23 protein-coding genes are annotated in these 23,363 nt (G+C 60.1%); 3 read left to right on the top strand and 20 right to left on the bottom strand.

Going from position 1 to position 23,363, the window contains the following annotated elements:
* Positions 1–10: 10 nt before the first annotated feature.
* The 7 genes from V9G17_12515 to V9G17_12485 form a co-directional block, all read right to left on the bottom strand.
* Positions 11–2,776: an ATP-binding protein gene (locus tag V9G17_12515; protein ID MEI2753417.1), complete on the bottom strand. Its 2,766-nt coding sequence runs from the start codon at positions 2,774–2,776 to the stop codon at positions 11–13.
* Positions 2,777–2,790: 14 nt separating this feature from the next.
* Complete coding sequence (locus V9G17_12510) at positions 2,791–3,441, bottom strand: prepilin-type N-terminal cleavage/methylation domain-containing protein (protein MEI2753416.1); 651 nt, start codon at positions 3,439–3,441, stop codon at positions 2,791–2,793.
* Positions 3,442–3,448: 7 nt separating this feature from the next.
* Positions 3,449–4,087 carry a methyl-accepting chemotaxis protein gene (locus tag V9G17_12505; GenBank protein MEI2753415.1) on the bottom strand — a complete coding sequence of 213 codons (639 nt, stop codon included), beginning with the start codon at positions 4,085–4,087 and terminating at the stop codon, positions 3,449–3,451.
* Positions 4,084–4,458 (bottom strand): hypothetical protein, encoded by a 375-nt coding sequence (locus V9G17_12500; protein ID MEI2753414.1) that lies wholly within the window; start codon positions 4,456–4,458, stop codon positions 4,084–4,086. Before V9G17_12500 ends, V9G17_12505 begins: the two co-directional genes overlap by 4 nt.
* Positions 4,459–4,627: 169 nt before the next feature.
* On the bottom strand, positions 4,628–6,061 hold the full coding sequence (locus tag V9G17_12495; protein ID MEI2753413.1) for a Do family serine endopeptidase: 1,434 nt from the start codon (positions 6,059–6,061) through the stop codon (positions 4,628–4,630).
* 68 nt (positions 6,062–6,129) lie between these two features.
* Positions 6,130–9,024, bottom strand: coding sequence for a heavy metal translocating P-type ATPase (locus tag V9G17_12490; GenBank protein MEI2753412.1), 2,895 nt, complete (start codon positions 9,022–9,024; stop codon positions 6,130–6,132).
* Between the two features lie 129 nt (positions 9,025–9,153).
* Positions 9,154–9,801 carry a thioredoxin domain-containing protein gene (locus V9G17_12485; GenBank protein ID MEI2753411.1) on the bottom strand — a complete coding sequence of 216 codons (648 nt, stop codon included), beginning with the start codon at positions 9,799–9,801 and terminating at the stop codon, positions 9,154–9,156.
* 102 nt (positions 9,802–9,903) lie between these two features.
* On the opposite strand from V9G17_12485, the gene V9G17_12480 reads away from it, so the two are divergent.
* Positions 9,904–10,449, top strand: a complete 546-nt coding sequence (locus V9G17_12480; GenBank protein ID MEI2753410.1) for a Slp family lipoprotein — start codon at positions 9,904–9,906, stop codon at positions 10,447–10,449.
* A 112-nt stretch (positions 10,450–10,561) separates the two neighbouring features.
* Here V9G17_12480 and V9G17_12475 read toward each other — a convergent pair whose 3' ends face one another.
* From V9G17_12475 to V9G17_12445, 7 genes are all read right to left on the bottom strand, one after another.
* Complete coding sequence (locus tag V9G17_12475; protein ID MEI2753409.1) at positions 10,562–11,041, bottom strand: hypothetical protein; 480 nt, start codon at positions 11,039–11,041, stop codon at positions 10,562–10,564.
* Between the two features lie 16 nt (positions 11,042–11,057).
* Complete coding sequence (locus V9G17_12470) at positions 11,058–11,402, bottom strand: hypothetical protein (protein ID MEI2753408.1); 345 nt, start codon at positions 11,400–11,402, stop codon at positions 11,058–11,060.
* A 256-nt stretch (positions 11,403–11,658) separates the two neighbouring features.
* Entirely contained in the window at positions 11,659–11,961 is a 303-nt protein-coding gene (locus tag V9G17_12465) for a hypothetical protein (protein MEI2753407.1), read from the bottom strand.
* A gap of 173 nt (positions 11,962–12,134) precedes the next feature.
* On the bottom strand, positions 12,135–12,662 hold the full coding sequence (locus V9G17_12460) for a cytochrome P460 family protein (GenBank protein ID MEI2753406.1): 528 nt from the start codon (positions 12,660–12,662) through the stop codon (positions 12,135–12,137).
* 28 nt (positions 12,663–12,690) lie between these two features.
* Complete coding sequence (locus V9G17_12455; protein MEI2753405.1) at positions 12,691–13,845, bottom strand: tetratricopeptide repeat protein; 1,155 nt, start codon at positions 13,843–13,845, stop codon at positions 12,691–12,693.
* Positions 13,846–14,028: 183 nt separating this feature from the next.
* A complete protein-coding gene (locus V9G17_12450) occupies positions 14,029–14,277 on the bottom strand; it encodes a helix-turn-helix domain-containing protein (GenBank protein MEI2753404.1) in 249 nt (82 codons plus the stop codon).
* 383 nt (positions 14,278–14,660) lie between these two features.
* Positions 14,661–14,993, bottom strand: coding sequence for a hypothetical protein (locus tag V9G17_12445; GenBank protein MEI2753403.1), 333 nt, complete (start codon positions 14,991–14,993; stop codon positions 14,661–14,663).
* A 195-nt stretch (positions 14,994–15,188) separates the two neighbouring features.
* Between V9G17_12445 and V9G17_12440 the strand changes: the two genes are divergently transcribed.
* Positions 15,189–15,698: a DUF4188 domain-containing protein gene (locus V9G17_12440; protein ID MEI2753402.1), complete on the top strand. Its 510-nt coding sequence runs from the start codon at positions 15,189–15,191 to the stop codon at positions 15,696–15,698.
* 226 nt (positions 15,699–15,924) lie between these two features.
* Here V9G17_12440 and V9G17_12435 read toward each other — a convergent pair whose 3' ends face one another.
* The 5 genes from V9G17_12435 to V9G17_12415 all read right to left on the bottom strand — a co-directional run bounded on the left by V9G17_12435 (position 15,925) and on the right by V9G17_12415 (position 20,076).
* Complete coding sequence (locus V9G17_12435) at positions 15,925–18,264, bottom strand: TonB-dependent receptor (protein ID MEI2753401.1); 2,340 nt, start codon at positions 18,262–18,264, stop codon at positions 15,925–15,927.
* Positions 18,265–18,309: 45 nt separating this feature from the next.
* Positions 18,310–18,684, bottom strand: coding sequence for a biopolymer transporter ExbD (locus V9G17_12430; GenBank protein ID MEI2753400.1), 375 nt, complete (start codon positions 18,682–18,684; stop codon positions 18,310–18,312).
* Positions 18,674–19,099 carry a TonB-system energizer ExbB gene (gene exbB / locus V9G17_12425; protein MEI2753399.1) on the bottom strand — a complete coding sequence of 142 codons (426 nt, stop codon included), beginning with the start codon at positions 19,097–19,099 and terminating at the stop codon, positions 18,674–18,676. The genes V9G17_12430 and exbB overlap by 11 nt, the downstream gene beginning before the upstream one ends.
* Positions 19,100–19,273: 174 nt before the next feature.
* The gene (locus V9G17_12420) at positions 19,274–19,513 is read right to left on the bottom strand and encodes a hypothetical protein (GenBank protein MEI2753398.1); all 240 of its coding nucleotides are present in this window, start codon (positions 19,511–19,513) and stop codon (positions 19,274–19,276) included.
* A 101-nt stretch (positions 19,514–19,614) separates the two neighbouring features.
* On the bottom strand, positions 19,615–20,076 hold the full coding sequence (locus V9G17_12415; GenBank protein ID MEI2753397.1) for a hypothetical protein: 462 nt from the start codon (positions 20,074–20,076) through the stop codon (positions 19,615–19,617).
* Between the two features lie 488 nt (positions 20,077–20,564).
* On the opposite strand from V9G17_12415, the gene V9G17_12410 reads away from it, so the two are divergent.
* On the top strand, positions 20,565–21,149 hold the full coding sequence (locus V9G17_12410) for a porin family protein (GenBank protein MEI2753396.1): 585 nt from the start codon (positions 20,565–20,567) through the stop codon (positions 21,147–21,149).
* A gap of 108 nt (positions 21,150–21,257) precedes the next feature.
* Here the strand turns inward: V9G17_12410 and V9G17_12405 are convergent, their stop codons facing one another.
* Positions 21,258–23,222, bottom strand: coding sequence for a prolyl oligopeptidase family serine peptidase (locus tag V9G17_12405; GenBank protein MEI2753395.1), 1,965 nt, complete (start codon positions 23,220–23,222; stop codon positions 21,258–21,260).
* Positions 23,223–23,363: the final 141 nt, after the last annotated feature.

Below are 23,363 nucleotides of genomic sequence, written 5' to 3'. Positions count from 1 at the left end.
CCTACCATCCTCATGCCGCATCCCCAATGTTTTTCTGGCTCTCAGCAGGGAGTGTTTTTGGATAGTGGAGCGTCGCCAGCGCATCCTGGAGTGCCCCCATGGTCAACGGCTTGCTCAGTTCAGCATCGACCGCTACGGACGCCTGCTCGTCCTGCTCGATCTGATCACCGCCTGTCAGCAGGAGCACCGGCGTGTCAGGCGACACGTGCTTGATGACCTTGGCCAGCTGACGACCCGTCATATTCGGCATCCCATGATCGGTCACGACCAGGTGTACGCGCTCGGGGTTGAACCGCTTGATGGCCTCGGCCGCACTGGCGACCACTTCCACACGATGCCCGGCGACTCGAAGATATTCCCCCGTGACACGGCCCACCAGAGGGTCGTCGTCGACGACCAGCACCTGTAGCCGGATCCCTTCCATACTGTGGCCATCGCGCCGCTTGCCCGCATCCGCATCCGACTGAATAGGAAGCCGGATGCTGAAGGTGGTGCCGACTCCGACGGTACTCGTGATATCGATAGTGCCGCGCAAACGCCGGATGATGCCGTACACCATGGCTAACCCTAGCCCAGACCCCTTTTCCCCTTTGGTGGAATAGAACGGCTCGAGACACCGCTGACGCACGTCTTCCGTCATGCCGGTACCCGTATCGCTCACTTCCAATCGCACCCCGTCGCCGTCGGCTTTGGTGCGCAGCGTGATGGAGCCACTCGCCGGCATGGCATCAACGGCATTGAAGATCAAATTGGTCAGCACCTCACGCAGCTCCGACTCATGTCCTGCGACTGCAGGCACCGACTCCAGTTCCGTCTTGATTTCGATCGCAACCCCGTTCGCCAAGGCCTGATCCTTCCACTTAGGCTGGCTGAGCCTGACACTTTGTTGGACCAGGCAGTTCAGATCGACGATACCGGCCAGATCGGCTTCGAGGCGTGGCCGGTAGAAATCTCGCATGCGGCTGACGACCTTCGCCGCATCTTTCGCCGCCATATTGATCGTCTGAAGGTACTCCTTGACCTGTGCCGTATTTTCCAACATGCGGGGATCGATCAGCAGGAGTTCGCTGAAACCCATGATCGGCGACAGGGTGTTGTTGAAATCGTGGGCGATGCCGCTCGCCATTTGACCGAGTGCCCCCAGCCGCTCCTGTTGCACCATCTGTTGTTGCGCCGACTTGAGCTCGACCATGGCGGTTTCCAGCTGCATATTACTCTCGCGCAACGACGTTTCCGCTCGCTTACGTTCCGCAAGATCCGAGGCGTTACTCAAGGCCACCGCGACCTGATCGGCCAACTGCCGCAATTGCTCGATGTGATCCTCGTCCATGTCGGGCGCCTTCCGGTAACTGAGTGCAATCCCGCCGAGTACATCACGCGAACGGAAGAGGGGCAGCAACAGGAGGCACTCGATTCCAGTGCCGCTGAGCGTGGCGAATGCGCCGTCACTGGCCGGCGTCGTCAGACTGACGCCGTCCTGATGCGCCAGAAACAGTTGATGCTCAACGTCCGTCACCGCAACACCCTTCATTGTCGTCTGGGCACTATCCGGGCCAAGCCTGGCATACAGCCAGCCACGCGTGCGGTCCGATGGATCGACCAGCAACACGGCCATCCCTTGACAGGGAGACACCTCGCGCAATCCGGCTAGAACCCTATCGACGATCAGGCTGGGATCGAGCACCGAGAGCACCGACCGGTCGATCTCGTGAATCGTCGTCAACTGGGCAAATTGTTGATGGAGGCGACTCGCCATGGCATTAAAGGAGATGGCCAGTTCTTCAAACTCATCTCCACTGTTCACCTGCACCGGTATCGAAAAATCCCGTTTCGCAATCCGCCTCGTCCCCTGCCCCAGTTCCTCCAGCGGCACCATGGTTTTCCGGATTTGATTCACGCTCAGCAAGGCCACACATAACAGGGCGATCAGCACAACGAGGCTGAAGCGATAGTGAAAACTTGTCAGCGGCGCGAGCACCGAACTACGGGCTTCGCTCAACATCACGGTCCAGGGTTCTGTCAAAAACTGGTACCGGAGCGGAATGGCCCAATACCCGGCGATGTATGAATCGTTTTCATCCGTCCATTCCACTAGCGAACGGCTACGGCCATCTCCGTCGGCTTGCCCCACCCGTTGTTGCCGCAGCTTCGCCGGGGCGGACGGACTGCAGAATAGAACCTCCGCCCCCTGGCCGAACACACACATGGACATCTCTGTCGGGATCGACATGCCGCCGATAAGGTCCCACAGATACTCGCGGTTGATTTCTGCAACAACTGCCTGCGCATCGAAATCGGTGCGTCTGACCAAGAATACGCGCCTGCCCCCGGATTCAGCAGATCCCGCGATGAGCAGAGTTTTCTGTTGCTGAAGCAACGACTGCTGCGCGGACGAGAGAGCCGGAAGAGACGGCAGCGTACCCAGAAAGACGTTCGCGGTCCCGTCCACTGACACGTGTGCCATCCCCAAGAATCTCACCGTACTCGGCAGAGGCTGCGGTGACGCGCCATCCGGCGACATGGCCGATGACGCTTGCTGGTGCTCGCTGATCGAGAGCAGTTCAGCCTCCAGCAGGAGGAGCCGCTGATAGAGAGCCATCCCCAAGGCCTTGCTCTCCTGCCGCACCCGACGCTCGGCCTGCTGGGTGAGCTGGCCAGTCACGTCATTGAACGCGACCAGACTCAAAACCCCGACCGGCAACACGGCACAGAGAATGAAAAGGAAGAAGACACGGCGGGCGACGCGACTACTCAGGAACGACCGTTCAATCTGCACGAGGCCTCGTCCTGCTAGAACTCTACCGCCAGCCCGACGAAACTGCCGTCGTTGGCGCGGATGACATCGTCGTGGCTTTTCTGGGCGGTCAGCGGTTCCATGCTCTGACCGTCTTTGCCCATGCTATAGAGGTCGTAGTCGGAATTGATCGGATGGAGAAAGCGATCCTTCCGAGGTTGCGATGGTGGCCCTCCCCCGGACACGTTCGCCGCGTAGGCACTGGTCGGCTCGAACCAATAGGACGTCTGCCTCCCTCCGGGCGCTGATGATGCGGGTACCGATCCACCGCCTCCCCCTCCACCACCAGATCCACCCGTACCGCCCGATCCTCCTGTGCCACCCGATCCTCCTCCACTACCCGAACCGGGCAACGTTAACGCCGCAATATTGAGGTAGGCATAGGGATTGCCCCAGGGATCGACCATCTCACCGGCTCCCACCTCGGCCAGTGTGTGGGGCAACGACTCGTTGGCCGCTTCGTACGAATCGATCACCCGCTCGATGTAGCGAATTTCCGCGATGCAGCGAGCCAGTCTCGCCTTATCGAGGTAATTCAGATAGTTCGGAATCGCCAAACCCGCCAACGCCCCGACAATCGTCACGGCAATCATCAACTCAATGATCGTAAAACCCTGCTGCGTGCGGCAACGTGTGACGTACGCCATACGATGCCTACAATCCTTCCATAGTCGGCAGAGGTGAGGGACCTGGCTTCACCTCGCCGCCTGACTTCGTCCGGAAGGGCTCCATCGCCTGGGCCAGCTGCTCGATGGTCAGACGAAGCCGGTCAGCCTCCTGCTCCACCTCGCGGAACGCACCTCGTCCCGCTGCCTGCTTCAACCGGTCCAACTGTGGAGCGATTTCCGCATGGAAGGCCTCGATACGAGCAATTTTCTCCCGAAGCGCACCGACCATCTCCCCCAAACATTCCGCTTCCGCATGGAGATAGTCGTGCTTGCGAATCGAGGTGCGTACGGTCAGATCGCCACTGGCTACCGACTGAAAAATCTTTCGAAACCGATAGAGCGGGCCGGCGATGCGATGCGAAAAGAAAACACCATGCACGATGAGCCCTACCGACACCACCAACACTGCCGGCCAAAAGCGGCTGTGCAGCAACTCGAACTGATCGGCGACCCGCTGCCCCTCCGCCGTCGACAACGAGAGGTGATCCAACTGACGCATCAGCGGAACGAAGAGGGCCCCTGACACAACCGCAATGACCACTACGACATAGCACACGCTCAACCTCAGCAGGCGCAGCTGAACCGCGTCCCACAGAAAATGACGCCGAAACCGCTGGCGGCTCATGACGTCGGGTCCTTTCGTGTCCAGACCAAATGGTCCTGATTCTTGTAGACAATCCGTCCACCACCGGCGGGGTCATAAAAAAATGCCAGTTGATAGTGGACCTCGTCGGCACCCTGATACGACACGACGAAGAAACTCTTGGCCCCCTCCCGCCTTTCATCGATCTTCGTGATCACGTAGCCATCCGCCGTGACGGCACTCGTGCCGAATCCGATGCGGTGCTCATCGATAAACATATGTTGGTTGGCATACCCTGATGCCTGCGTCTGCCAGACGCCGACGAGATACGGCGGAGCCGCCGCCGGCTCAGACGTACATGCGGCGCACAGCCAGAGTGCGAGCAGACCACTCACCCGCGAAATCGCCCACATCCTGCACCTCGTTGCGAGACAGCCTTCGGCCACTCTCCGACTCAGTATGCCGTACCGGCTTGCAAATTCAATTTCTTTGGGAATTTCCACAGACCATCGACCAGGCTTCACCGTGCAGGTTCAGCCGGGCGTGCCTGTGCCATGCTGCCGGTTGGCGGCTCGCGCAGACCTATTCGCTCTGGATGGGAATGTAGAGCAGACTGCCTTGACGATTGATCAGCAACAGCGCCAGATCCGTCGACCGGAGCGGTTCGGCAAGACGTTGGAACGTGTTGAAGTTGGGGATGGGCTGTCGATTGAGTTCCAGCAGCAGATCGCCGGGCTGAAGACCGGAGACTTCAGCCAGGCTGCCGTCTTCAATATCCGTCACCACGAGCCCGGAGTTCGCCGGCAAATCCATTTGCCTCGCCAATGCCGGAGTGATCTCATCGACGATGACGCCGGAGAGGGGATGCGTGGTGGAACCGGCGATGTCCGCCGCCTGCGTTTTCTTGGGCCGTTCCCGCGGCGCTTCCTGCACGGTGAGGTCCGCCTGCATCAACTTAGCATCACGCAGCAATTCAATCCGGTGTTTGCTGCCGATAGCCGCCGTGGCCATCAGATTCCGCAAATGGCCACTATCCATGACGTCCCGCCCGTCGAAACGCACCACCACATCGCCGCGCTTCAATCCGGCCCGTTCGGCGGACCCTTTGGCCTGCAGGTCGGTAATGATCGAGCCCTTTACGTCGGGAAGATGGAACGTCTTGGCGAGCAACGGCGTGACATCTTGCGTAGAGGCGCCCAAGAACCCCCGGACGACCCGACCCGTCTTGATGAGACTCTGCATGGCGGTCCTCGCCATGTTGCTGGGAATGGCGAATCCCACCCCCACGCTGCCGCCCGTGGGACTGGCAATGGCCGTATTGATCCCCACCAATTCTCCGTTGGTGTTCACCAGAGCCCCGCCAGAATTCCCGGGATTGATCGGCGCGTCGGTCTGAATGAAGTCTTCCACATCGGCCACCCCCACATCCGCGCGACCGACGGCGCTGACGATCCCGAAGGTGACGGTGCGGCTCAGACCGAGAGGATTGCCGATAGCCAATACGAAGTCGCCGACGGCAAGCGCGCTGGAATCGCCCCAGGCCGCAACAGGAAGACCGGTAGCGTTGATTTTTACCACCGCAACATCGGTTTTCGGATCGGTCGCGACCACACGGCCCTTGAACTGCCGTCGGTCCGCGAGAATGACTTCCACATCCACCGCATCGGCCACGACGTGATTGTTGGTGATGATGTACCCGTCCGGAGACACGATGACCCCGGAGCCCTGCCCATATTGCCGTCTCGGCGGCACGTCCTTGAACATACCGAAGGGGAGACCTTCATCGCTGAACGCCTGATCGTGCACCATTACAGTGGACGCGATGCTGACGACAGCGGGAAGGACTTTGGCCGCGGTGGCCCGCACCTGGGACTGCAAATCCCCGGTCGTGCTGACACGAGAGGGGCGAACCACCACTGATTCGGCAGACGAAGCAGGCAGCGTAGGCCCGATTCCCAACAGGGCACCGAGTACACCCGCCGTCAGCAGGCAGGAATGACACCGACTCATGAACATCGCGCCACACATCCTCTCACGCGGCAGGCCCCAGCGTATCACTGGACCAGGGGTCGCACACTCAGAACTCACAAATCGGCATGCCGAAGGCGCAATGCGTTTGAAATCACCGAGAGGGAACTAAACGTCATCGCGGCACTGGCCAACATCGGGCTGAGGAGGAGGCCAAAGAACGGATACAACAGTCCGGCAGCAACCGGAACACCAATCATATTGTAGACGAAGGCGAAGAAGAGATTCTGGCGAATGTTACGCATCGTCGCAATGCTCAAACGGCGCGCCCGTACAATGCCTCGTAAATCGCCCTTCACCAGGGTGACTCCGGCATTCTCCATCGCCACATCGGTGCCGGTTCCCATCGCCACCCCGACATCCGCCTGCGCCAGTGCCGGCGCATCGTTCACCCCATCACCCGCCATCGCTACCACATGGCCCTGCTGTTGAAGTTCTCGGATGATCTTGCTCTTTTCATCCGGCTTCACGCCCGCCCGAACGTCGTCCAGACCCAGTTCCTTCGCGACCGCCTGCGCCGTCACGGCATGATCGCCCGTCACCATCACAAGGCGAATGCCTTCCTGACGCAACAACCGCAGGGCCTCAGGGGTCGACGCCTTGATCGGATCGGCCACCCCGAGCAACCCGGCCGGCCGGCCATCGACGGCGACGAACATCACGGTTTGCCCGGTCTGACGCATCAATTCGGCATCGGCGTCCAACGCGGCGAGGGACGCGTCATCCGCCATCCGCATCTCACGCAACAGATCGACGGTCCCGACCGCCACTCGCTTGCCATCGACCACCGCCATCACGCCCTTCCCCGTTTTTGACGTGAACCCCGATGCCGACTCCAATGTGAGACCCCGCGCTTCGGCTCCGCTGACAATCGCGCTGGCTACCGGATGTTCGCTCCCTCGCTCCACCGATGCCGCCAATCGCAAGAGATCCGCTTCCGACCAGGGAGCAACCGCGCTCACGACGCGAAGTTTCGGCTTACCCTCCGTCAGTGTGCCGGTCTTGTCGAACACCAACGTATCGACCTTTTCGATGGTCTCCAGCGCTTCAGCTTTCTTAAACAACACACCGGCCGCCGCGCCGCGACCGGTCCCCACCATAATCGACATCGGCGTCGCCAAACCCAGGGCGCAGGGACAGGCAATGATCAGCACGGCCACCGCATTCAACAAGGCATGGGCCAGCCGCGGTTCCGGCCCCACCAACGCCCATACCAATCCGGTCACGATCGCCACGCCAACCACCATCGGAACAAAATACCCGGCCACGACATCGGCTGTACGCTGGATGGGAGCTCGACTCCGTTGCGCCTCCGCCACCATCTGAACGATATGCGCTAGGAGCGTATCCGCGCCCACTCGATCGGCCCGCATCACCAGCCCGCCGGATCCGTTGATCGTGCCACCCGTCACCCGATCTCCGGCGGTTTTCTCAACCGGCAAGAATTCGCCGGTAATCATCGACTCATCGATTGCCGTGGCCCCTTCCAGCACAATCCCATCGACCGGCACCCGTTCTCCCGGTCGCACGCGCAGGCGATGTCCCACCTGCACCTGGTCGAGCGACACATCTTCTTCACGGCCGTCTTCGCGCAAAAGCCGCGCGGTCTTAGGAGCCAACCCCAACAGAGCCCGGATTGCCCCGGTGGTCCGACTCCTTGCCCGCAATTCCAACACCTGCCCCAGCAGAACCAACACCGTGATGACCGCCGCCGCCTCGAAGTACACCGGTACCGCCCCGCTCTCCAGATGGAACGATTGCGGGATCAGCTCGGGAAATATCGTGGCGAAGACGCTGTAGAGATAGGCCGTGCCGGTGCCGATCGCAATCAGCGTGAACATGTTTGGGCTCCGATGGACAATCGAAGCCCAGCCGCGCTGAAAGAACGGCCAGCCGGCCCAGAGGACCACCGGCGTGCTGAGCAGGAACTGCACCCACGCCGACTGCCCATCGGACAGGAGATGCTGGATCGGGTGGCCGGGAAACATATGCGACATGGCCAAGACGAACACGACCGCCGCCGGACCCAATGCCACCCAGAACCGCCGGGCCATGTCCACCAACTCGGGATTCAACTCTTCCTCGACCGTGACGGTTCGCGGCTCCAGCGCCATCCCACAGATCGGACAGGCTCCCTGCTCCGCCTTCACCACCTCCGGGTGCATCGGGCAGACATACTCCGTCTTGGTCGGCAGCGGCTGAATCGAATCCGGCTCCAGTGCCATGCCGCATTTCGGGCAGGGTACCGGCTTCTCCTCCAACACCTCAGGACACATGGGGCAGACATACTTCGTCCCGGGAGGAGGCGGTGTGACGGATGCCATCGACTTCGATGATGACGGCGCGAGATAGCGCTGCGGGTCGGCGCGAAACTTGGTGAGACAGCCTTGGCAACAGAACGAGTAGGTCGTGCCCTGGTAATCGAACGACCCGGCCGCCGTCGCCGGATTCACCGTCATGCCACAGACCGGATCGATGACGCCTGTAACTACGTTACCCGACGACGAGCCGCCCAGCATCGGGAGCGACTTGCCCCCGAACTGCCGTGGCACTGGTGGTGACGCCACGGTAGCCGGAGACACATATCGGGCCGGGTCCACCCGGAATTTTTCGAGACAGCCTTGGCAACAGAAGTAATACGTCTTGCCCGCATGCACATAAGACCCGGCAGCGGTGGCCGGTTGAACGGTCATCCCGCAGACCGGATCCCGCTCACCGCCTACATCCGGTGGCTGGTCAGGCATCGTCTGCATCATCGGCAATGAACGCCGATCGAGCCCGGATCCGACTGCCGCCACAACCGGTACGTGCTTCACGTACTGGTCCGGTGCGGCACGAAACCGGTCAAGACAGTGGACGCTGCAGAAATAGTACGTCCGGCCGTCATGGTCGAAATGACCCGCCGCCGTCGCCGGGTCCACCGTCATGCCGCAGATTGGATCAAGAGCCATTCATTACCCCGCTGGGAAGCGAAGAGCGTATGGCCGATAGCATATGGTCAAGAGTCGAAAGAAACGAACCTTCCGTCACACTCCCTTATCTCCTGCTATAAGCCACACGCCATCAGCTATTTGCTCCGATCATTTTTTCGTGCTGTCACCCTCAAGAATGCTGTGAATAATAACCTTTAAATTCTCGGGGTCAATTTGTTCGACCTTGATGTTGCCGTCGAGCAGGACGGTGGGTGTCTGTTGAATCTTAATACGATCGCCCCATTTCCGTCCGTCTTCGAAGGCTCTCGCGGGCTTGGCGCTGGCCAAGCCTTCTTCGAATGCGGCTGGATTAAGGCCCACCTCGCGAATCAACACTTCGCGGATCGACTTATCGATGATGCCGATCTTGTCCTGATGGATGGTCCGGAACAGGGCCCGCTTCATTTCACTCCCCTTGCCCATCGTCTTCGCCTGTTCATACATATCGAACGCCGTCGGCAACTTGCCGGGGATCACCGGATACCCCACCATGACCGCTTCCAGCTTCGTGCCGAATTCCTTCTCCAGAATCGCGAGGCCTTCGCCGTCGAATCGGTGGCAATGCGGGCAATAAAAATCGGCGAATTCAACCAGTTGCACTTTCCCCGGCTTATGCGTCGACTTTTCGTCGTTCAGCACCTGGAAGTTGCCTTTGAGTTCCGGCTTCCCCGCCTGCGCCACTCCCGCCGGCCCGAAGGTCACCATCGCAACTAACCCCATAAACACGCTTCCCCACCACAGACGACGCTTCACCATACGCTGCACTCCTTTTTCAAACTTGGTTCGGTTCAACAAGCCTCTCGACATTATAAACAATGCTCGCCCATTTCGACGTCTGATATAATGCCAACGATGCGAGTGAAACTTCTACAGGGGATTGGCATTTTGTGGTTCGTTGCGATTCTGGCGGCCTGCGCCTCGTCCGGAGACACGCTTGAATCGCCCGACGGTGGCCAGCAGGCCCCGCCGTTTGCTCAGATCAAGGCCACCCCGGAATCCTTCAGGGGGCAGTCCCTTATATTAGGGGGGCAGGTGCTGGCCGCGCGACGCATGAAAGACGGCACGCGGATTGAAGTGCTGCAGTTGCCGCTCAACGACTCGCACCAACCGACGCTCGATCTCTCGAAATCACAAGGGCGCTTTGTCGCGATTCAGCGGGAGTTTCTGGATCCTGCGACCATTCCCCAAGGCACGTTCCTGACCGTCACCGGCGAACTCACCGGGTCCATAACGTTACCGCTCGACGAGACCGACTATACCTATCCGGTGATCGACATTAAATCGTTCCGCACCTGGATTCCATCGCAAGACTCGAACATGTCCCGCATCCGCCCCTACCCGTATTACAGTCCCTTTTGGCATCCCTACTGGGGGCCCTATGGGCGCTTTCCCTACTACTGGTAGGCCCTTGGCCATCTGTCCGTGAGTCCATTCAACAACGAGGCCCATACAACAACGCCCCGTCCATCCATCAGGATGAACGGGGCGTGTGCCTGCGCGCAACAGACGGGGTCTGTTACTTGATCATCACCAACTTGCCGCCGGGCTGTTTGGGGTTGAGCTGATCGCGGTATTCGAGCGTATTGCCCTGGGTCTGGTTAAACAAATCGCTCGTCGGAATCCCGAGATACTTTGTCTCGCCTGGCTTCAAGACGACTTCCGCCTTCAACACAAACGGCGACGCCGCATTAACGGTGTCGATCATTTGGAATCCTCGCTCCGTCGCGGTGGTATTCGTAACCTTGATCAACAGCGGGCGACCCGGCCGGACTTTGAAATCGATCACCGTCGTCGGCGGATACCAGGCCTTCAGCGTACCCAGTTCAACGGCGTACAACTGCACATCCACTTCCAACTCTTTGAACGGCTGGCCCACGACGGAACCGGTCTCGAGGTCACCGACTTCAACCCCGCCGGCCTGCAGCGCCCACGCAGACGTTCCACTCGCCAACACACCCACCACGCCCAGGAAAAGGACCGCAATCCTGCTCAACATAGAACCTCCTGTCAGGTTAAAGAGATGAGGACGGACGATGCTCCTGTGCCAGGCAAGGAGGAAGACCGGTGCCTTCCAACACCTGGCCACCGACAATGTAACCATCGACGATGAGAAACAGCACTTTCATGCGTTTGGTATTGTCCGAAAATTTTCCACTGGCCACCGCCAGCACTTCATGTGATCCGTCGGGCTGGGGCTGATCCGCTTCGATCCTCACATAGTACGAATCGAACCCCTCAAACTCCCGATTAAACGCCTGCGCCCGTAACAACCGCTCCAGTGACTCGTCGGCGGCCCACACTCCCGACCCGCCGGCCAGCACGAGCATCTGAACCACGGTCACGAAGAGTTTTCGCATGGGAGACCTCTCCTAGGGAGTCGAGTTATAGCCCCAGCACTCGCAATCGTCTACAGATGCACGCTCACGGATACCTACCGATGCTACAGGATCGTGTCGTCGACCCGGGCGGCACGAATGACCGCCGGATTGGACAGGGCGCCGCATGTCTCGTGGGATTGAGCAGGTCAGTCCACGAGGCACAGAGCGCGGCATCGGCGAGGAACGAAGGGGGACGGCGGATTGTGCTCGCGTCCCCCTTCGTCACACAGACGACCTACTTCCCTTTCCCGGTCCCCTTGTGGCTCGAAGCCTGCTCCGCATGCATCAGAGACTCCTCCGCATGTTTGACGGCTTCCTTGGCATGCTCCAGCGCTTCCTTCGCATGCGGATCGTTGCTGGCTTTGACCGACTCTTCCAGATGCTTGATGGCTTCCTTCTCATGCTCCACGCCTTCCTTGGCGTGCGCAATCGTTTCCTTCACGTGCCCACCGCCGTCGGCCAGGGCATATCCCATCGGCGCAACCGCCACCAACGCAGACACTGCAAACGCCATGATGCCTGAACGTAACAACGTCATGATGATTCCTCCTGTGTGATACGTAGCCCCAGCACTCAATCGGGCGGGACTCGATGTGAACGAAACACGTGCCCCCAAAGACGGTGGGAGAGGGAAGCGCATGGGCGTACGCTTCCCTCATCGGAGCTCACTGCGTGGTCAGCGCAGTCCAACCATCGAGCCCCGTCCACCGATCATCGAAAGTCGGCGGGCGTCAACCAGGGCAACCGGCAGACGCCACAACGTCCATGATCTGCCCTCGCGTTCCGGCCAGCAGAATCCCAACTCGCATACACCCATGACTCGGCCTGTCTGACCCCCTCGCCATGCATCGTCAGGCCGGCACACTTTTCCATCGCAAACACCGAAGGCCTGGCTCCAGATGACCCGGTTGCAACCGAATTGGGTTCAGACTCCACCACAAAGACGGTTCCAACGGGGAACGATTCATACTCCGGCGTGAGAAGTGCCTTGGGGCTGACATAGAATCGCAGAGTGTGAGCCCCGCTCCGCGACTCCACCGTGGATGTGACAGACGGCCAATCGCGATATCCGAATGGAATGAGCAGAATGGCAGTGGGCGGAGTCGACGACCATCCCCCGCTGAGATCAAGGGCCACCGACAGCAGCCGGACGACGGCCACATTGAGGCCCTCGCTGTCATTCGGCGATTGATTGCTACTCGCACGACGCGGTAACGCCACTGCACCACGGATCGACATAGCACACCTCCCTTTCTTACGCCTCCGCCTATCGGGTGAGTGCACCGACAGCAAGGCCTTGAGAGGCGGACGCACCCTGCCGGACGGCTCCAGGCTGCACTCTTGCCCGGATGGATGCGGCCCGCGCGGCGAACAATCCGGCCTCAACCGGCTGCCCGAGGAAAGCAAGCACGTGCGCATACCGCTCCACCAATAAACCGACGATCGGATGGTGCACACCCAGCTGTTCCTGCTGAATCACAAGCGCGCGCTGATACAGCAACTGCGCCTGGGTCCACAGTCCCTGCTCATCGGCGAGAAACGCCATATTGCCGACAATCGTGCCCGTCAAAGAGGCCTGAGGGCCGGACGTCCGCTCCGCAATGGCCAATGCCTCATCGAAATATCGTTGGGCCCACGCGTAGAGGCCTTCGGCCTGATAGAGGCAGGCGGCGTTGTTCAAACTCATCGCCACCGCCGGATGCTCATCGCCATATCGCAGGCGGCGCATCTTCAGCGCGCGCAAGTAGAATGGTTCCGCCCAGGCATAGAGACCGCGCCCCTTGTACAAGACAGCAAGATTGTTGAGCACAGGTCCCAGATCCGGAGGATCCATCCCACGGGCCTCTTCCATAAGAATCAGGGCCAGGGAATACATCGATTCGGCCGCCGTTTCTCGGCCCTGCTTGCGGTACAACTCGGCCAGATTATTCAGGCTGATTGCGACATCGGGGTGCGCCGCGCCCAGCACCTTGCGTTCGATGCTGAGTACACGTTCATACAACGTCTCCGCGCGGCCCCACTCGCCTTCGACATGGGCGATTTCCGCCAGATTATTTAAGGCCGCCGCAACATCTTCATGCTCCGGTCCCAACTGTTGTTCCCAAATGGTCAGCGCACGGGTGTACAACGATTGCGCCTCCTGGAGACGGCCCTGGTCGTGATACAGCAATCCAAGATTGTTGGCCGCTGTGGCAACGCGAGGATCGTCGAGGCTGACCTGCTCCGCCTCGCGGAGCGCGCGCTGCAAGAGGTGCTCAGCCTCGGTGTAGTGCGCCGCTTCCCTGGCCTTCACACCGTCCGCAAACAATTGCTCCCAGGCATCCGGCTCAGCAGCCCAGCTCCCATCAACCCCGCACAAGGCCATGCCGGCCGCCAATACCAGGGGTATCCACTGTAGGCTCTTCTTCGTGCAATCAGCCATGGTGCGCCACTCTCCCCACAGACTTCGTCGATTCCCTACCATGCATTCCCTGTCACCCGCCTCCCCGCACCGACCGCCCAGAGAGCCCCGAGGGGCCGGGGTGAAGGGGGAGGCCATCCCACTCACCCCGGGAGGCAGATCCTGAAGAAGGGTGCACAACTCCAGGATCCGTTTCCGGCCGACCTATCGTTTCGTCGCTCTGCGTCCGCTGAGCGGCACCGCCTTGAGGTGCAGTGTCGTATCATGGGGACGCGAATCCGTTCGATTGCCTTCCACCAGCGCTGTCACGGAGACTCGAAAAATGCGGAGACTGCCACCACCGATCTTCGTGGCATGAAGCCGTCCTTCATCGACCCAACGATAGACGGTCCACTTGCTGACCTGGAGCAGTTGCGCCGCTTCCTTCACGCGCAACAGCGGCTGTTCAACCATCTCTCCCACCCCTTCTCTCCCACTCCTTCAAGACCTTGGCGGTGGATAGGAGCGGTCCGCTACCGCTCTTCCCCCAACGGCAGGAAGGGGCACGAGCCTCCCGCACAACCGGGTCCACCATTCAGAACCGACGCAGCGCATCACAGTTCCGTCGTGGGAACCGACAGCGGAGCTCACAAGGAAGGCGCCTGCGCTGCCGGTTGTCCGGGATCGGAGGGCAATCCCATCCTCAAACTCAACCTGCTTAAGTGAAATAGCTCGGGCCGAACGCCCGGATATGGCGGAACACGGGACCGATACACCCCCGTCCGTCCTCTTAGCCTGGACGACGGGATCGAATTCCACTGTGCGATGAATCGGTGGCGACGCGCGCCCCGCCCGAACTATCCCCTCACGGGGATCGGCGGCGCGCGGGCCTGAAGGCACGAGGGGTCCCCGAAAGGCAGGAGGAGCGGAGGAGCACTCAACGCTTGAGATTGGGCAACCCAGACCGTGCCCACATCCCCTTGTGAAATGATGACGACATCCGATGTCGCCTGACAGGCCCAGGAGCAGAGGGTCGAATGGGATTCCGTGCCTGAATGCTGATGAGGACTGTCCGACGGAGTGGCATGCGCGAACGAACAACCCGGCGCCACAAGGGCCAACGCCATATACACGCAGACGATGCCGAGTGCGAGGAGACCGGCGAAGGTTTTGGAGGGCTGTCGGTTCATAATCTGAGAGTTCTCACGTGCCATATCAACTACGCCGTTCTGCATACGTTGTCTACCGACGGATGCCCACGCGTGCTACAAAATGTGCGCATGCAGCGATTAGGTGTGAGGCCCACGACATGGTTGACCGCCTGAGCCCCCTTCGCTAGACTTCAGCCGGCATAGTCGCATCGCCACACTCAAGGGAGACCAGCCATGTCAGTCCGCGTTGATCGGCGCACCGTTGATCTGTCCGCCTATCCTGACCTCGTTGTGATTTACCTGGGGATGCGGGTCAACCGGCTGACCGGCCTGAAGACGTTGTTCGGTTTTGGACCGCAGATCGCACGTTCTGTCGACGCCAACCCAGAGGGCCTACTCCTGCACGAAAACCTGTTGTGGTCCCTCGCGCCGCCACATGTCGGGATGCGCCAATACTGGCGAGACTTCGCCTCGCTGGAACGGTGGGCCCGGTCCGATCCACACCGTCAATGGTGGCAGGCGTTCTTGAAGAATTCCGGGGGAACCGGATTCTGGCACGAAACCTACTTCATGCGTGGCGGGATGGAAGCGGTCTACGATGACATGGTACGCGATCTCGGATTCCTGCGGTTCGCACCCCAGCAATCGGCGCGTGGATCGATGTATGCGGCGCGGGACCGTGCCAAACAAGCAGGAGACAGCTCCTCGCCACCTCCCGTGGATGAAACCCGCTATTACTCGTGACGCCTACAGCGCCCGACAGACTCGGGCGAGTGAATCTGACACCTCATTATTTCATGACTTCCAAACTACCTTCCTGAAAGCCACGCCCGCGATACCACGCAGGAACTGGGCTACAGCCCCCTGCCCACGGATGCGACAGTGCGGACTCCCTCCCACTCCTTTTTAAGGCGCTGGTTACGTCGCCGCCAGTAGGCCGACAGCACTGGACGACGACAGCCTCCACTGATCAGAACATGCCCAACGTCACGCCGCCGTAGATCGCTCGCCCGTAGCCCGCGAAAAACAATGTCTTATTCGCATCGGGCGTGCTGTCGGCGATGACGCCGCCAGAGCCGACGTATCGCTGGTCCGCGAGGTTGTCGAGCTGCAGATAGAACCTCGCGAAGCGGAACCACGAGGTAGGACTGAACTCGACCGTCTTGTGAAGATTCGCATTCAGCAACCAATAGGCCGGCGCCCCCACGGTATTGTTGTTGTTCAAGAAATAGCTGTTCCAATACGTGGTCTCGAACCAGCCGCCCCATCCGGAGGGATGGTTGTACTCCTCCTTAAAATTCAGCACGTCCCGCGCCACGTTGGGCACCTGCTTGCCGTCCCGCAAAATCTGCGTGATCGGGCCTGCCCCGTTCACTCTGAACTGATCAGCGAAGTTGATATATTGGGCATCGATATGGGTGTAGGCCCCGGAGAAACGCCAGCCGGGCGACGGCCGCCAATCGTAACTAGCCTCGATGCCCCGGTATTGAGAGGAGTCGGCATTGATCGCAAAGGCGCCTGCGGTGGTCGAATTGACCTGGGTGATGATTTCATCTTTCACGAGCACCCAAAACCCGACCAGTTGGACGCTGAACGTGCTGTGAAGTTTCGAGTCGGTCCCGATTTCGAAATTGTAGTTCTTCTGTGGCTTGATCGAAAAATTCGTTCCCGCTAATCCATCCAGGCCGGTGGTCAAATTGGCAAAGCCCGGCACGGAATATCCGGTCGAGGCCCGCACCCAATGGCGATACTGTTCAGTGGGTCTCCAGGACAGGGAAACCTCCGGCGCCCAGTTATAAAAGGTGCGATCGGCTCCGGGGGTCGAGCCGAGGGCCCCGGCTGTGTAATTGATCGTCTGCACACTGATCTGCGATTGTTGGAATCCGACACCCGCCGCCAAGGTCCACTTCGGGATGAACTCCAACTCCTCCCGCAATCGTCCGCCGATGTTGCGAATAGTGCCGCGGCTGTTCTGCACCAGCGTGCCACGGGACCCACGGAAATCGCCGAGATTCTCAAACGTTTGCGATTCCTGCTCCATATTATTGGCGAAGAATCCCACATAACTCCTGAGCGGCATCTCTCCCAGACGGCCGTCATGGCGAAGATCCGCATACCCCTTGAAGTTGGGATAGAACGCGTCATTGATCTGCGTGAAGGTCTGATTGATGTCGCGCACATCGTAATCGGCTTCCAAAAGAAACACGGTATTGGCGTCGATCTGGCGTTCATACAGACCGCCGATGACGGTCCGCCGATCAAGACGCCGCTGGGCCAGACGTAGTGGATCGTTGCCAAGCCCGGTGCCTCCGGCCTGCCGGGAATCCGCGTTGAATTGCGCGAGTGTCAACCGCGTCGGCACGTTCGCATTCAACGCGTTCGTCACGGCCTTCACATAGAAATTGTCCTTGTCTCCCAACTTGAATCGAAAGTTCAGATTCACCGTTTGCGTGTTGTAATCGCTATGTCGGAGATAGCCGTCTTCGGAAACCTGACTGGCAAACAAGGCCACGTCCACATCGCCGTATTCCCGGCCGATCGCGACGCCATACTTCTGATAGCCGTAGGAGCCCCCGCTCAGAAACGTTTCGAGGCCGTTGATGTCGGAACCGCGCCGCGTCTTGAAATGGATCATGCCGCCAAGCGCCGCGTTGTCATACAGCGAGGACGCCGCGCCGCGCGTGACTTCCACGCTCTGCATGAACCAGGGGTCGTGCATATCCAGGCGGGAGAACCCGTCGGATTGCGTCTGGCCGATGCCGTCTTCGTAAAACTTTAGATCGCGCACGACGCCGGTCGTTTTCACACCCGACCCTCGAATCGACACCCCGAAATCGCGCGGACCGTTGGCGGATCGGAGGATCACGCCAGGAAGCGACTCCATGGACTCCTTCATCGTGCGCGTCGGTTGCGAATCGGTTTCCGAACGCGGGGTCGCCGAGAAAGCCAGCCCCTCCGGATGCTTTTGTACCCGTTTGCTCACGATGCTGATGTCCGCCAACTCATAGACGGGCGTCTCCTGGGAGGCTCCGCCTTCGGCGGCCGCGTCGGTCGTTTCCCGATAGAGTTGCGGCCGTTCGTCCTTCGGCAACGTCTCGTCGCGCGTGCGGCTAAGGTCTTCCAATTGCTGCAATAACTGCTCCCGCTCATGCACATTGTGCTGAAGCCGCTCACGCAACGCCGCCTCTGATTCCATCGTGCCAGACATCGATGACGGCACGTCGCTCTGGGCCCACGCGGGACTGAGGAGCATTCCACACAGGAGCATGGTCCCCACCACTCCGTTCTGTACGACTCTGACTGATATCATCCACTCTTCCTTTCGTTGCCTGCGCGCGAAGCCCGGCGAGAGTTGTCACGCCCGTATCACTTCCAAACTCACCAGCTGAAAACCAAGCCCGCGAATGTGGTCGACGATGCCCACAAATCGTTCCAGCCGCGTCACCTTGTCGGCGCGAACCAGCACCGGCGAGTGACGGGGATGAGGCGCCAGGGCAAGGGCGAGTTGCTGCTCGCCGATCGCCCGGTCATCGACAAACAGGCCGCCCTCCGCTGTGACGGTGACGACAATCAGTCGATCGTGCCGTTCACTCGACGAACTTGCCTTCGCAAGATTGACGGGAATCTGTCCGGTCGTGATGAAGGTGGCCGTAGTCAGCACAATCACGAGCAACACCAGCATAATGTCCACCAACGGAATGACATTGATCTGATCGACTTCACGTTCCATGGTCGGCCTTGTACTGTGCGAGCAATTCGCTGACCCGTCGCCGGAGCACGTTGTTCATGACGACGCAGGGAATCGCGACGACAAGCCCGGCCGCAGTCGCTTTCAGCGCGAGACTCAAGCCGATCATGATCGTGGTGACAGCCAGCGCGCCGGACGTCCCCATGGTATGAAAGGTAAGCATGATGCCCAACACGGTCCCGAGCAGCCCGATATAGGGCGCATTCGCCGCCACGGTTCCGATCACCACCAACCGTCTGGTCAACGCAATTTCACACTCCTCGATCGAGGCGAAACCTCGCACGTCGATGTTCCGGTAGCACCACCAGCGCTCGATGGCCACGGCCACCGCCCACAGGCTCAACCCGATCAACAGCCCGATCACGCCGTACTCTACGGCTTCCTTCAAACCTGCCATCACCTGCTCCTTTCCTACATTCCGGGACCGTTACCGTCTCGGTGATCGGAGATTCCTTGGACGCTTCCGCCGCCACAGATACCAGCCGGCCATGAAGAGGAGTGGACAGATCAGACCCGAGACAAACACGATCCAGCGCCCGGTCAGACCGAAGATCTGTCCCGAGTGCATCGGTCATTGCCATTGAATAAAGTGGTCTCCGGCCGTGCCGCGCTCCGGACTTTGCACGTGCACAATTTCGCCGCTGTATCGATCCACCAGCACACATCGCCGGCTCAGTATCAGGCTGAGCCCGGGAACATCGCGCCGGCAGATTGTATAGGTGCTGGTCGGTTTCTTCGGCAGGTAGAGCCATTCCGGTCGGCCACCCGGGTACTGCGTCTCCACGGTCTGTATGAGCGACAACACTTTCATCACACAGGGTCCTTCCCCTCGTAGACGATGCGTAGCCTGGGCAGAGGTCGCCCAAACCAAGCGCTTTCACGGCGGCTGCGGTTGATGAGATGAAGAAGAAACTACGTGGCGATCAGCGAGGGAGGTGCGCGGAAGCCGAGAATGTGTGAGTTGCGATCAGCAACGAACGGCGACGCGCCATCACGGAGCAGCCGGCGCGTGAACACCGGCCACGCAGGAACGCTCCAACGGCCCACAATGGCTGCGGAGGTATCACCGAGCGGTGATTCTCCCGACGCAATCGCCTGCCGATGATCGGCAATGAGACGATGAAGGGACCGGACAGGATCGGAAGCGGTACGGTTGGAAGCATGGGCGAAGATGTCTGCTTGCGGCTCCGATTGCCGATGGTCCCGTTCGGAAACGGTCGCCTCCACCCATCGTTGCGCCAGAACGCAATGCAGGCAATTGAGTGCGCCAGTCGGCGTAACGGACATCCAGGCCAGCGCCAGCCCGATCGCGAGCAACAGGCCCGCGAGGATTCTTGATTTGTGATGAACTTCAACCCGTATCGGCATGCGCATGATGTAACAGACTCGCCATTTCAGGCGCTACCGACGGATGCCGCTCGATACTACAAAACGACACGATTCATCGAGCCTCGAGCTGTGTGTGGGAGTGACGATGCGTGAAATCAGACACGAAACGGTGCCGTGGCGAAATACGCCACCATCCGACTAGGCCGACGCTGAGCAGAATGATGACGGCACCCCTCGCCTCATCCTCCATTCACAAAGCAAGAGGCCAGGTCCCCCGCCAGCATACAGCAGGCCGGGCATGAGGACCGGGGAACCCTCGGCCAGGAATCATTTGGCGAGGGGGGCGCTCACACCGAACAACGGTGCTGCGGCAGGACCGGAGGCAGCTCCCTTAGCTTGTCGCATCATGACACAGACCCCCTCGATTCAGGCGCACGACACCCGTCTCAAGAATCGTTTACGCCCGCGCTGTTCGCTCGTCTAACCATGCAACGGGCACATGACTGGGTGCGCCCAGAACAAAGGAGGCACTAATGAAGATGTCCATGCGCATGAAAGTCGCCACGGTGTTGATGTTCGTCGGTGCAGCACTCACTTTCGACGCGATGCCTGCCGGAGCGGAAGAGTCAGAGTGGAATCGAGGCGGCTTGTCGATCGGTCCGCGTTTTGCCGCGATCGACCCCAAGGACGGCAGCTCCCAGCCGTTCGGCGGAGCACAAGCGCGGCTCCACCTCGGCGATATCCTGGCGATCGAAGCCTCGGCGGATGCGCGGAGAAACAGGTCTGATGGCAACACCAAGGTCTGGACGGTCCCCGTGCAACTCTCCGCCCTCGTCTATTTGATTCCAAAGGGACCGATCAGCCCGTTTGTGCTGGGGGGCGCCGGCTGGTACTACACCATGGTGCAATCGTCGGATCAACTCAAGGACTCCCAGCATCGATTCGGTCTGCATGCCGGCGGAGGGCTACAGTGGTGGCTCAGTCGAGGCCTTTCCATCGATGGTACGTATCGATACCTGTGGATCGAGCAGCTCGAATCCAAGAATGTGGCCTTGAGAGACAAGACCTTCGACGATAGCGGGCACATGTTTACGGTCGGATTGAACTTCCATTTCTGAGCGGCTTGACACACAATCGCCCGCGTAGCACGTCAAGCAGGCCAGCTAGTGGGTTACTCCGCCCCTGTTCAATCGACGAATGCCTGTGGATACGACAGCGAGGGGAATTCAGTCGAGGTGAGAGGTGAGAAACTGTTCCAGTTCCTTGAACACGCCAATCCGATCCGGCTCACGACGCAGCACCTGATCGGCGAACGGGAGCTCCACATATCGAGCGGTCGTCACGTTCGCGGCTTTGAGCGCCTCGGCCATGTCGCGGCCCTGCGACACCGGCACAGCTCGGTCCATGGCGCCATGCATCAGGAGTAGCGGGGTGCGAATCTCCTTCGCATGAGCGACGGGCGACGTGTCGCGGAGCCGTTCGCGGTCGCTCCACCAGGAACCGCTCCGCAACCCGGCGGCCGGTTTCTGATTCAAGTACCACCGGCTGTTCGACACGACCTGCGGCAGGTCGGTCACCCCGCCCAAACTGACGGCGCACCGATACAAGTCCGGCGTCTTCACCACGCCCATCAAGGCCGCGTACCCTCCATATCCCGATCCGACGATACAGATCCGGTGTGCGCTCGCGAGGCCGGAGCGAATCGCCCATTGCACCGCATCGGTCACATCGTCCTGCATCTCCAACCCCCAGCGCTGGAACGCGGTACGAAGAAACTCGTCGCCATACCCTTCGGTCCCGCGAAACCGCGGTGCCAGCACCGCCCACCCACGGCTCACAAACCATTGCGTCCAATAATTGAACCAGTCACGGCCGTGCGACGCCGGTCCTCCATGGGGGAACAGGATCAACGGAAGTTCACGAGGGGCACGATCGTTCGGAACAGTCAGGAATGCAGAAAACTCTTTTCCGTCACGCGCCGTGAGGAACGTCTCCCGTGACGTCGCTAATACGGTGCCCTCAAGACCAGGATAGGCCTTCCCGATCGCCAGCATCCGACCGTCCTGCTCGTCGAAGAGAGACCACTGCGGAGGATGCGCCACACTGCTCGATTTCACGATGTGAAGCCGCCCGCCGTCGCTGCTGCTATGAATCACATTGACACGCCCCGGGATCGCCCGATCGATGCGGGCCTGTAGCCGCTGCGCATCGAAGTCCCAGAAGAGCACCCGCTCGTCCGCCGCGCTGTACCGAACCCCGACCACGTTCTTGCGTCCCGGCACATACACCAACTCACCGGTCAGATCATGCTTCGCATCGGCGGCGACGAGAATCCGGTCCACGCGACGATCGACGACGTTGACCTTGAAGATAGCAGCCTTGCCCTGATGCTGGTCTCTCACGTACAGCCAGGCAGGATCGGCATCGAATCCCAAGGGGACCAGACCGGTTTCTTTCGCCAGATCGTATTGCGCCAGGTCTCGCCACAAGCTGGACTCCGGCTGCTTCACAATGACATGCACCATGGTCTGAAATTGACCGGCTCCGGCCCGCACGTGCCCCTGACCATCGGCGATCCACTGCGAAATGGTATGGGGGCCGGGCTGCAATCCTGGATTCACCTGCACCGACTGCCGCTCTCCGGAATAGACATCCACCTTATAGACATCTGGAGAGTACTGACGCTCCAGGTCGAGCGCAATCAGGACATGCCTGGAATCACCCGGAATGAGGCCCACGATACGATCCTGCATCTGCGGAAAATGCTTCTTTCCGAAGATGGAGAGAAAGGGTGCCTGTTTGAACAGGTTGGGCGTCTGCTGCGTCCCGTCCCGGTTGACCGCCATCAGTCTGGTTTCGACGGAATCGATCGTGTCGCGCGTGGTGGCAAATTGAATACTGACCAGCAGCCGCTCGTCGTTGACCCAACGAAACCAGGTAATCAGAGATTCCTGATCGTCGGTGATGACGGCGCGATGAGACTCCTCCCCGGTAAGGGTCTGAGTCTCCAGGGAGGTCTTTCCCTCGTAGTGGCGAAGCACCGCGAGGTGCCGGCCCGATGGAGAGAGTTGGATGGAGGCGATGCGAGGGAGTGAGGAGAAGGCCTCAGTAGGCGGAGCAGCCGCACCGGACTCGGCACGGCCCGGTGCCATGCTCCAGACAAACACCAAAAAAATGAAAAGTCCGTACATGGCCGGCACGGTCTATCCCTGAAGTTACCAGGACATGTCCATATCCGGAAACATCCGACAGCTGTATTTATCACATGTTCGAACCGCGAGCGTCTATCCTATTTTTCCGCGTGCGGCCAAGGAACCACGGGTGTCTTACCG

This window comes from Nitrospira sp., from assembly GCA_037045225.1.
Classification (GTDB): domain Bacteria; phylum Nitrospirota; class Nitrospiria; order Nitrospirales; family Nitrospiraceae; genus Nitrospira_A.
Note: the sequence above shows the minus strand (reverse complement) of the source record. Positions and strands in the feature narration are given on the sequence as shown.